The organism is Pseudomonas sp. SZ40 (assembly GCF_052958135.1).
In genome coordinates this window covers 101,258-111,499 of record NZ_JBQWIF010000016.1, presented here as the reverse complement: position 1 = coordinate 111,499, position 10,242 = coordinate 101,258, and the positions used below count along the sequence as shown (strand labels likewise).

At 65.1% G+C, this 10,242-nt stretch carries 8 protein-coding genes; 7 read left to right on the top strand and 1 reads right to left on the bottom strand.

All coding sequences use genetic code 11. The annotated features are described in order from the left end of the window. Window positions 1–218: 218 nt before the first annotated feature. A complete protein-coding gene (locus tag ACT9T4_RS14665) occupies window positions 219–3,695 on the bottom strand; it encodes a hybrid sensor histidine kinase/response regulator (RefSeq protein ID WP_042552130.1) in 3,477 nt (1,158 codons plus the stop codon). A 247-nt stretch (window positions 3,696–3,942) separates the two neighbouring features. On the opposite strand from ACT9T4_RS14665, the gene ACT9T4_RS14660 reads away from it, so the two are divergent. From ACT9T4_RS14660 to ACT9T4_RS14630, 7 genes are all read left to right on the top strand, one after another. Next, window positions 3,943–4,512, top strand: coding sequence for a GNAT family N-acetyltransferase (locus ACT9T4_RS14660; protein ID WP_042552131.1), 570 nt, complete (start codon window positions 3,943–3,945; stop codon window positions 4,510–4,512). Between the two features lie 6 nt (window positions 4,513–4,518). Next, on the top strand, window positions 4,519–5,364 hold the full coding sequence (locus ACT9T4_RS14655) for a helix-turn-helix transcriptional regulator (RefSeq protein WP_499117631.1): 846 nt from the start codon (window positions 4,519–4,521) through the stop codon (window positions 5,362–5,364). 211 nt (window positions 5,365–5,575) lie between these two features. Next, window positions 5,576–6,286 carry an AzlC family ABC transporter permease gene (locus ACT9T4_RS14650; RefSeq protein WP_179537656.1) on the top strand — a complete coding sequence of 237 codons (711 nt, stop codon included), beginning with the start codon at window positions 5,576–5,578 and terminating at the stop codon, window positions 6,284–6,286. Beyond that, window positions 6,286–6,615, top strand: a complete 330-nt coding sequence (locus ACT9T4_RS14645) for an AzlD domain-containing protein (RefSeq protein ID WP_499117629.1) — start codon at window positions 6,286–6,288, stop codon at window positions 6,613–6,615. The genes ACT9T4_RS14650 and ACT9T4_RS14645 overlap by 1 nt, the downstream gene beginning before the upstream one ends. 161 nt (window positions 6,616–6,776) lie before the next feature. Beyond that, window positions 6,777–7,394, top strand: a complete 618-nt coding sequence (locus ACT9T4_RS14640; protein WP_042552135.1) for a glutathione S-transferase family protein — start codon at window positions 6,777–6,779, stop codon at window positions 7,392–7,394. Between the two features lie 38 nt (window positions 7,395–7,432). Next, window positions 7,433–9,499, top strand: coding sequence for a 2Fe-2S iron-sulfur cluster-binding protein (locus tag ACT9T4_RS14635; protein WP_499117627.1), 2,067 nt, complete (start codon window positions 7,433–7,435; stop codon window positions 9,497–9,499). 68 nt (window positions 9,500–9,567) lie between these two features. Beyond that, complete coding sequence (locus ACT9T4_RS14630) at window positions 9,568–10,032, top strand: nuclear transport factor 2 family protein (protein ID WP_499117625.1); 465 nt, start codon at window positions 9,568–9,570, stop codon at window positions 10,030–10,032. Window positions 10,033–10,242 lie beyond the last annotated feature (210 nt).

Sequence of the window (10,242 nt, the reverse complement as noted above, 5' to 3'; positions counted from 1 at the left end):
TGTGGGAGCGGGCCGTGCCCGCGATTCGCGCGCATGGCGCGCTCCCACCGTCGTGGGATGGCGACGCTTCACCTGCGCGGGCGCCAGCAATTCGTGGGAGCGGGCCATGCCCGCGATTCGCGCGCATGCGCGCTCCCACGATAGTGGGCGGCGATACTTCACTTGCGTGGTCCGGTCCGTCGACACCGTTTTTGTGATCATGATTGGCCGCTTGTGGCTTACAGCAGCGGCAGATGACGGCTGATCAGTGCGCGCAGGGCCGCTGGCTTGACGGGTTTGGGCAGGAAGTCCAGGCCTGCGGCGTGCACCTGAGCGATCAGTTCGGGGCGGCCGTCGGCGCTGATCACCACGCCGGGAACCGGCTCACCGAGGCGGGTGCGCAGCCAGGCCATCAGTTCGGTGCCGGTGTCACCTTCGTCGAGGTGGTAGTCGACCAGCGCCAGGTGTGGGCGCACTTCGTCTGCCAGCAGCTGTTCGCACTCGGCGCGGTTGCGCGCCGACCACACCTGGCAGCCCCAGCGCGACAGCAGGCTGTGCATGCCGGTGAGGATGCTTTCCTCGTTGTCGATGCACAGCACCTGGGTGCCGGTCAGCAACTGGCCGTTGCCTTCGGGGCGCGTGCGTTGCAGGGCGGGCGTCTGGTTGCGGGCGATGGGCACGGTGACGCTGAACACGCTGCCCTTGCCTGGCCAGGAGCGCACTTCGAGGCTGTGCTCGAGCACCCGGCACAGTCCGTCCGCGATGGCCAGCCCAAGACCCAGGCCTTTTTCGGCGCGGGTCTGGTGGCTGTCCAGGCGTTTGAATTCTTCGAAGATGGTCTGGCGCTTGTCCTCGGGAATGCCCGGCCCGCGGTCCCAGACTTCCAGGCGCAGGTGCCCACCCTGGCGGCGCACGCCCAGCAGCACCCGGCCTTTGGCATAGCGGAAGGCGTTGGTGAGGAAGTTCTGCAGCACCCGGCGTAGCAGCTTGATGTCGCTGTCCACGCGCAAGGTGCTGCCTTGCCGATGGAAGTCGACGCCGTACTCCGTCGCCAGCACCTTGAATTCGGCGCCCAGGGTATCGAACAGCGTGTTGAGCACGAAGGCGTTGCGGTCCGGGGTGATGCGGCCATTTTCCAGGCGCGAGATGTCCAGCAGGTCGCTGATCAGGTCTTCGGCGGAGCGCAGCGAACTGTCGAGGTGGCGCACCAGTTCCTGAGCTTCCCGGGGCAGCGCCTCTTCCTGGTGGGAGAGGGCCGCGGAGAACAGGCGGGCAGCGTTGAGTGGTTGCATCAGGTCATGGCTGACTGCCGCGAGAAAACGGGTTTTCGAGGCGTTGGCCGCTTCGGCTACACCGGTGGCGGCGGTCAGCGCCCTGTTCAACTGCGACAGCTCGAAGGTGCGCTCGGCAACGCGCTGCTCGAGGCCCTCGTTGGCGGCCTTGAGCGCGCGCTCGGCCTCGCGGAATTCGGTGATGTCGGTGAAGCTCATGACGAAGCCGCCGCCGGGCATCGGGTTGCCGATCAGTTCGATGACCCGGCCGTTGGGGAATACCCGTTCGTAGCTGTGCGCGGTGCCCTGGCGCATCCAGTACAGGCGCTTGGCGACGCTTTCCTCGACATCGGTGCTGCCGAGCATGCCGCGTTCGGCATTGAAGCGGATGATCTCGGCGATTGGGCGCCCTACGCAGATCAGCCCCTCCGGGTACTCGAAGATTTCCAGGTAGCGATGGTTCCAGGCCACCAGGCACAAGGACTGATCGACCACGCTGATGCCCTGGCTGATGTTTTCGATGGCGCCTTGCAGCAGCGCGCGGTTGAACTGCAGCACCTCGCTGGCTTCGTCGACGATGCGCACCACGTCTTCGACCTGCATGTCGCGGCCTTCGATGGCCGCTTTCACCACCGCGCGTGTCGATGAAGCACCGAGCACGCCCGCCAGCAGGCGTTCGGTGTGGGCGATCCATTCGCTGTTGGCCGGTTGCGCCGAGTTGAAGGTCTTGCCCTGGCGAGCGGCGAAGCGGCTGAAACTGTGCTGCGCGCGTTCTGCGCCGACGAAGCGGCCAGCGAGCAGCAACAGGTCGTTGACCTGTACCGCGAGCATGGTGCGGCCGCCTTGTTTGCTGCCGAAGTCGTGGTTGACGAAGCGCCCGGCCTGCCAGTGCTCGGAAACCCGGGTGCGCGAGAAGAACGATACCCAGGCGAACAGCGTCAGGTTGCCGGCCAGCGACAGCACCACGCCGCGGGTCAGGGCATCCACTTCGAAGCCGATTGGCGCGTACAGCAGGGTGCGCAGGCCGGGGAAGATATCCAGCGGCCAGCCGAGGCCGCGGGCCAGCACCGGTAGCACCAGGGTGTAGACCCACAGTGCCGCGCCGGTGATCAGGCCGGCGAACACACCACGGCGGTTGGCCTGCTTCCACACCAGGGCGCCGAACATGGCCGGTGCCAGCTGGCCGATGGCGGCGAACGAGATCTGCCCGATGGTGGCCAGGCTGGCGTTGGTGCCGAGCAGGCGATAGCACACGTAGGCCAGCAGCAGGATCAGCACGATGCTGACCCGGCGCGCGGTGAGCATCCAGTGGCGGAAGGCTTCGAACGGCCGCTCGGTGCTTTTGCGGTGCAGCAGCCAGGGCAGCAGCATGTCGTTGGAAATCATCGTCGACAGCGCCACCGACGCGACGATCACCATGCCGGTGGCCGCCGAGGCACCGCCGATGAAGGCCAGCAGGGCCAGGGCCGGATGAGCCTCGGCGAGGGGCAGGCTGATCACGAACGAATCCGGGCTGACCCCGGCTGGCAGCAGCATCTGCCCGGCCAGGGCGATGGGAATGACGAACAGGCCGGCGAGCAGCAGGTACAGCGGAAACACCCAGCGGGCCAGGCGCAGGTCTCGCGGGTCGGTGTTTTCCACCACGGTGACGTGGAACTGACGGGGCAGGCAGACGATGGCGATCATCGCCATGCAGGTCTGTACCAGCATCGCCGGCCAGTTCACCGCCACCGCCCAGTAATCTTCCAGTTCGGTGTTGCGCTGGGCCTGGCCGAGCAGATCGCCGAAGCCGTTGTACAGCCCATAGGTGACGAAGGCACCGACAGCGAAGAAGGCCAGCAGCTTGATCAGCGACTCGAAGGCAATGGCCAGCACCATGCCACGGTGGTGCTCGGTGACGTCGAGGTTGCGGGTGCCGAACAGGATGGTGAACAGCGCCAGGATCACCGAGACGATCAGCGCGGTGTCTTGCGCGCGCGTGCCGTCGGCATCGGTTTCCGAGCCGATCAGCAGGTTGACGCCGAGCACGATGCCCTTGAGTTGCAGGGCGATGTAGGGCAGCACGCCAACCAGGCAGATCAACGCGACGACGATGGCCAGCGACTGCGACTTGCCATAGCGGGCAGCGATGAAGTCGGCGATCGAGGTGATGTTTTCCTGTTTGCTGATCAGCACCATCTTCTCGATCACCCAGGGAGCGAACAGCAGAAGCAGCATCGGTCCGAGGTAGATCGGCAGGAACGACCACAACTGCTCGGCGGCCTGGCCGACGGCGCCGAAGAAGGTCCAGCTGGTGCAGTACACGGCCAGCGACAGGCTGTAGACCCAGGCACGTACCCGGGGCGGCAGCGGTTTGCGCCGACGGTCACCGTAGAAGGCGATGGCGAACAGAACGGCCATGTAGAGCAGGGCGACTGCAGCGATAAGCCAACTGGACAGCGACATGCACACTCCGCGGAAAACTTGGGGACGCTTACTCGGGTCGTATCTTGGCACGCCCGGCGGTGCCTTCAGGCACACAACATAGCGCAGTAGTGTCGCAGTAAAGTGCCGCAACGTCAGGCGCGACCAAGGTCGCACATGCAACGGCGACGTCGCTGCGGCACCCTGTGGTGAGGTCGTTCAGGGCAGACAGGTCTTATATTCGGTGCGAGACTGATGGGCCTGGCACCGTTGTTCGTGGAGAGAGTCGATGTTCAAGCCGCAGTTGATCACCCTGCAACGTGGTGCCCTGCGCATCGAGCCGTTGCTCGATGGGGATATTCCGGCGCTGGTGACTTTGGCCGAGGCCAATCGCCAGGAGCTGGTCTACATGAGCGGTACCCAGCGCCTGGACTGGTATCGCCAGGCCCTGCACGATCAGCGTGAGGATCGGGCGCTGCCGTTCGTGATCCGCCTGGGCGATCAGTTGGTCGGCACCACCCGTTTCGCCGATTTCGCGCCAACCCTGCCGGCCGTGGAAATCGGCTGGACCTGGCTGGATGCCAGCCAGCATGGCACCGGGCTCAACAGCATGATCAAGTACCTGATGCTGCGCCACGCCTTCGAAAGCTGGCAGATGGTCCGTGTGCAGCTGAAAACCGCTGGCAGCAACTTGCGTTCCCAGCGCGCCATCGAAAAGCTCGGCGCTATCCGCGAAGGGCTGTTGCGCAACCATCGCCGTCTGGCTGACGGGCGGCTCGACGATACCGTGATGTACAGCATCACCGACCAGGAATGGCCGGTGGTCAAGGCCGGCCTGGAGGCACGCTTCGGCGTCTGATCCCCCATGGACTCCAGCGAACGCACCCGCTTCTGGGAAAGCTCGGCGCTGGCCGGAGTCGAGCTGTTGCAGGCGCGCTATATCAAGCAGCGCTTCACCCCGCATGTCCACGAAGGCTTCGTGTTCACCGTAATCGAACACGGCGCGCAGCGTTTTCGCCATCGCGGTGCCGATCATCTGGCTCCTGTCGGCAGCATGGTATTGATCAACCCGGATGAGGTGCACACCGGCTCGGCGGCCCATGAGCAGGGCTGGTTCTATCGGGCGTTCTATCCGGCTCCTGCCCAGGTGAACGGCGTGCTCGAGGAACTGGGGCTGGCCCAGCGCGGCCTGCCTTCTTTCGCCGCCAGTGTGTTGCAGGACGTGCCGCTGCATCAGGCATTCGCTCAGTTGCACCGTCTGCTCGACAGCGATGCCAGTGCGCTGCAGCAGCAGACGGCATGGCGGGAAACGCTGCTGATGCTGTTCCAGCGGCATGCGGGTGTTACTCAGGCGCCGCTACCGGGGCAGGAGCCGCGTGCTGTCATCCTCGCCAAGGAGCTGCTCGCGGCGCGCCTTGGCGAGCCGCCTTCACTGGAGACATTGGCGGCTGCGGTGAACCTCTCGCCCTTTCATTTCGCCCGGGTATTTCGCCGCGCTACCGGCCTGCCGCCCCATGCCTGGCTGCAACAGCGGCGGCTGGAACAGGCACGGGCGCTACTGCGTGATGGCTGCGCGCCGTTGAGCGTTGCCCTGCAACTAGGCTTCGCTGACCAGAGCCACCTGACGCGGCAGTTCAAGCAGGTGTATGGCGTGGCCCCCGGCGAGTACCGCAACGCCTGCCGCCGCGCCCTGCAACCTGTGGTTGAGTGATACCGCAGCTTTCCCTGCGAATTGCACTGGTGGGAGCGCGCCATGCGCGCGAAAAATCGCGGGCATGGACCAGGCGTCCCCGCTCGCTCCCACAGATACCCTGGCATCACGAGAACTGCGCAAGATTGTTCAAGACAGCAGGAGTAGGGCGGGCTAGCCTCACTCGCTCCTGATCGCCCGCCGGCGGTCTTTTCAGTCAAGCGATAAGCCGATGTCTCGATACCAAGAGTTCCTGCAGGGCCTGCGCGATATGTTGCCGATGCTGCTCGGTGCCATGCCGTTCGGCATCATCTACGGCAGCCTGGCCGGTGCCGCCGGGCTGAACGCCTGGCAGACAGTCGGCATGTCGGTGCTGGTGTTCGCCGGGTCCGCGCAGTTCATCGCCATCAGCCTGCTGGGCGGCGGTGCCACCCTGGCCGTGCTGTGGCTGACCACCCTGGTGGTGAATCTGCGCCACGCGCTGTACAGCGCCACCCTGCAGCCTTTCGTTCGCCATCTGCCCAAGCGCTGGCGTATGCCGCTGGCCTTCTGGCTGACCGACGAAGCCTTCGCGGTGGTGCAGCAGCGTTATGCGCGAAGCGACGACTCGCCCGACAAGCATTGGTATTTCCTGGGGGCCGGCCTGGCCATGTATGGCAACTGGGTCGGCTGCACGCTGATCGGCCTGCTGTTTGGCCAGGCCGTGCCCAACCTCGCTGCCTGGGGCCTGGATTTCGCCATGATCGCCACCTTCGTCGGCATCGTCGTGCCGATGCTGCGCAACCGCCCGCAGGTCGCCGCCGCGCTGGTGGCCGCAGTGGTCGCGTTGATCTTTCATGACCTGCCTTACAAGCTCGGGCTGATGGCCGCTGCCTGCGCCGGCATCGTGGTGGGCGTGTTGCTCGAACGCGGCCAGGCGCCCCAGCAGGAGGAGATGTGCTGATGGAAAACTGGATCCTGATCTTCGGCATGCTGGCGATCACCTTCGCCACGCGCTACAGCCTGTTCGCCTTTCCCGACCTGCGTTTTCCCCAGGCAGTGCGCCAGGCCCTGCATTACGTGCCGACCGCGGTGCTCACGGCCATCGTGGTACCCGCCATGTTGCTGCCCGACGGGCGCAACTGGGCGCTGAGCTGGGACAACGCTTACCTGCTGGCCGGCTTGGCGACCATCATGATCGCCGTGTTGACCCGCCATTTGCTGGCGACCATTGGCGGCGGGCTGGTGATCTTTTTTCTGTTGCGCTGGGCGATGGGGCAGTTGCCGATCTGAACATTTCCCGGCGTCGGGCAGCGGTGGGGCGCAGTACGACTATTCCGTTTTTCGCAATAAAGTAGTGTCGAAAGCGCCTATTCCTCGAATTTTGATTCGGTAGCAAGCTGGTTGCACGGATCGGGACGTCTCCCGGCCCACCGTCCACCAGGAGCCGAACCATGAAAATTCACCACGTCACACTGTCAGGCCATGCCCACCGCGCCGTTCTGTTCGCTTCGCTGCTTGGCCTCAAGCCCGAACTGGTCGAGGTCGATCTGGCCGGCGGAGCCAACAAACAGCCTGAGTTCCTCGCGCTCAACCCCTTTGGCCAGGTGCCGGTGCTGGAGGACGATGGAGTCGTCATCGCCGATTCGAACGCCATTCTCGTCTACCTCGCCAAGAAAACCGGCCGTACCGACTGGCTGCCGGAAGACGCCGCGGGTGCGGCTGCGGTGCAACGCTGGTTGTCGGTCGCGGCCGGCGAACTGGCCTACGGACCGGCTGCGGCGCGCCTGATCACCGTATTCGGCTACGACTTCAACGCCGATGAAGTGATTGCTCGCGCCCATGTGCTGCTCGCCCGCCTGGAGCGCCATCTGACAGGTCGCCAGTGGCTGGCTGCCGATCATCCGACCATCGCTGACGTGGCGCTCTACAGCTATCTCGCCCGCGCCCCGGAAGGCAACGTCGACCTGTCCTCCTACGTGCAGGTGAATGCCTTCCTGGCGCGTATCGAGGCGCTGCCCGGCTTCGTCGCCATCCCGCAGACCCCGGCCGGGCTGACCGCCAACGCTTGAGCTGCCACGTCGCCTTTCGGACATCGGGAGATACGCACATGAACGACACCTCGAACCCGTCGCCCGTCTGGCATCAGGGCGAGAAGCTCATCCAGGAAAAACTCGGTGTCGCCGAGCGGATGGATGCGGTCGGCCGGCGCGTGGTGCGTGACTTCATGCCTGATCAGCACCGTGAGTTCTATGCCCAACTGCCGTTCATCGTGCTGGGCAGCGTGGATGCCAAGGGCGACGCCTGGGCTGGCATTCTCGAAGGCCGGGCAGGTTTCATGGCGTCGCCGACGCCCAGCACCTTGGATCTCGCCGCGCGCCCGCATCCCGATGATCCTGTCGGGCAGGGCATGCACGAGGGTGCCGCACTCGGGCTGCTGGGGATCGAACTGCACACTCGCCGGCGCAACCGCATGAACGGCGTGGTGGCCGCTGGGGCACAAGGCTTGCGCGTCGAGGTGGAGCAGAGTTTCGGCAACTGCCCGCGCTACATACAGCAGCGCGATTTCACCTTCGCCCGTGATCCGGCTGTGCCGTTTGCGGGGGAAGTCGAGGAACTCGCTGCGCTGGACGCTGCTGCGCGTGAGTTGATCGCCCAGACCGATGCGTTCTTCGTCGCCTCCTATGCCGATGTTCAGGGACGCCGGCAGGTCGATGTGTCCCACCGTGGTGGCAACTCGGGCTTCGTCCGCGTGGACGAGGGGGGCACCCTGACCATCCCCGATTTCAATGGCAATCTGTTTTTCTCCACCCTTGGCAACATCGTGCTCAACGGCAAGGCTGGTCTGCTGTTCGTGGATTTTGCCACGGGCGATGTGCTGCAGATGAGCGGTGAGGCCGAGATCATCTTCGACTCACCGGAGATCGCCGCCTTCCAGGGCGCCGAGCGGCTGTGGACGTTCCGCCCACGGCGTATCGTGCGCCGCCCGGGCGGCCTGGCCCTGCGCTGGGCACTTCGTCCCGATGGCTGGGCGGATAGCTCGCTGATGACCGGTAACTGGCTGCAGGCCGCGAGCCGGCTGCACGCCGCCCAGTACGCCACTCAATGGCGAGCCATGAAGGTCTCGCGCATCGTCGAGGAAAGTCAGTCGATCCGCTCTCTGCATCTGGAACCGGTCGATGGCGCGGGGCTGCTGCCGCACCTGGCCGGCCAGCACCTGCCAATTCGGCTGCAGCTTGGCGAGGGCGAAAAGCCGCTGATTCGCACCTACACCCTGTCGGTCGCGCCGTCCGCTGGCATCTACCGGATCAGCGTCAAACGTGAGGGACGGGTATCGCAGTTCCTTCATGATCGGTTGCATGAAGGCGATCTGATCGAAGCCCGCGCCCCGGCCGGTGCCTTCACGCTGGATCCGCAGGAGGAGCGGCCGCTGGTATTGCTGGCCGGTGGTATTGGCATCACGCCGATGCTGGCGATGCTGCACCATGTGGTCTACGAAGGCTGGCGCCGGCAACGGATCAGGCCGGTCACCCTGTTCTACGCCGCCCGCTCGAAAGCCGAGCGCGCCTTCGACCGCGAACTCGCTGATCTGGTCGCCGCCGCCCAGGGCGCGGTCAGGCTGGTGCGGGTGCTTGGCGATACTCAGGGCGCCGAGCCAGGGGTCGACTATGACGCTGCAGGGCGCATCGACATGGCGCTGCTGAGCCGCTTTCTGGCCTTCGACGACTACGCCTTCTACCTGTGCGGGCCGCCGGCGTTCACCCAGGGCCTGTACGATGGCCTGCGCGGGTACAGCATCGCTGACCGGCGCATCCATGCCGAAGGCTTCGGGCCGGCGTCTCTGGTGCGTCGCCCCGATCAGCCAGCTGCCGCTGCGGTGGTCGTGCCGCCAGCGACCGGACCGGTGCCGGTGCTGTTCAGCGAGTCGCTGAAGGACGCGCGCTGGACACCGGAATCGGGCACGCTGCTGGAACTGGCCGAGGCCCGTGGCCTGGAGCCTGAATTCAGCTGCCGCGAAGGCTCCTGCGGTACCTGCCGTACCCGATTGCTCGAAGGTGCAGTGAGTTACCTGAAGGAGCCCACCGCCAAGCTCGACGACAACGAGGTATTGATCTGCTGCGCGGTTCCGGCGCAGCCGCAACATGCCGGTAACGAGCGTATTGAACTGGCGCTCTGAGCGAACCGGCCAGCCCAATGGTCATGCGTGAAGCGTGCACATCCCAATCCACAGCAAGGAGTTCCGCCATGTCCCGTCCACCGCTTCCTCCGTTCGACGAACGATCCGCCATCGAAAAAGTACGTCTGGCCGAAGACGGCTGGAACAGCCGCGACCCGGCCAAGGTGGCACTGACTTATACCCTCGACACGCGCTGGCGCAACCGCGTCGAGTTCGTTACCAATCGCGCCGAGGCCGAAGCCTTTCTGACCCGCAAGTGGAACCGTGAGCTCGACTATCGGCTGATCAAGGAACTGTGGGCTTTTACCGGCAACCGCATTGCCGTGCGCTACGCCTATGAGTATCACGACGACAGTGGGCAGTGGTTCCGCGCCTATGGTAACGAGAACTGGGAGTTCGCCGAGGACGGCCTGATGCGCGCACGCCATGCCAGCATCAACGAACAGCCAATCGCCGAAGCCGAGCGCAGGTTTCATTGGCCACTGGGCCGCCGCCCGGACGATCACCCGAGCCTCAGTGATTTAGGTTTCTGAGACCCGGCCAAGAGCGTTTGTGAGCATGTGAAGTTCGCGGCCGATACGGACATGGATCACTTCAAGGCGGAGGCGGGCATGCGACTTTTGTGGGCTGAAGCCCACCCTACGGCTGCAAGCAGGCTCAGTAGGCGCGCCGATGCCCTACCTGTGGGAACGGGCCATGCCCGTGATTCGCGCGCACGGCGCGCGCTCACAATGTTCACGCTG

Excerpts from the sequence above, each read along its gene's own strand:
- ACT9T4_RS14635 (WP_499117627.1), top strand. The coding sequence starts at position 7,433 with ATGAACGACACCTCGAACCCGTCGCCCGTCTGGCATCAGGGCGAGAAG.
- ACT9T4_RS14640 (WP_042552135.1), top strand. The coding sequence starts at position 6,777 with ATGAAAATTCACCACGTCACACTGTCAGGCCATGCCCACCGCGCCGTT.
- ACT9T4_RS14655 (WP_499117631.1), top strand. The coding sequence starts at position 4,519 with ATGGACTCCAGCGAACGCACCCGCTTCTGGGAAAGCTCGGCGCTGGCC.
- ACT9T4_RS14660 (WP_042552131.1), top strand. The coding sequence starts at position 3,943 with ATGTTCAAGCCGCAGTTGATCACCCTGCAACGTGGTGCCCTGCGCATC.
- ACT9T4_RS14665 (WP_042552130.1), bottom strand. The coding sequence starts at position 3,695 with ATGTCGCTGTCCAGTTGGCTTATCGCTGCAGTCGCCCTGCTCTACATG.
- ACT9T4_RS14645 (WP_499117629.1), top strand. The coding sequence starts at position 6,286 with ATGGAAAACTGGATCCTGATCTTCGGCATGCTGGCGATCACCTTCGCC.
- ACT9T4_RS14650 (WP_179537656.1), top strand. The coding sequence starts at position 5,576 with ATGTCTCGATACCAAGAGTTCCTGCAGGGCCTGCGCGATATGTTGCCG.
- ACT9T4_RS14630 (WP_499117625.1), top strand. The coding sequence starts at position 9,568 with ATGTCCCGTCCACCGCTTCCTCCGTTCGACGAACGATCCGCCATCGAA.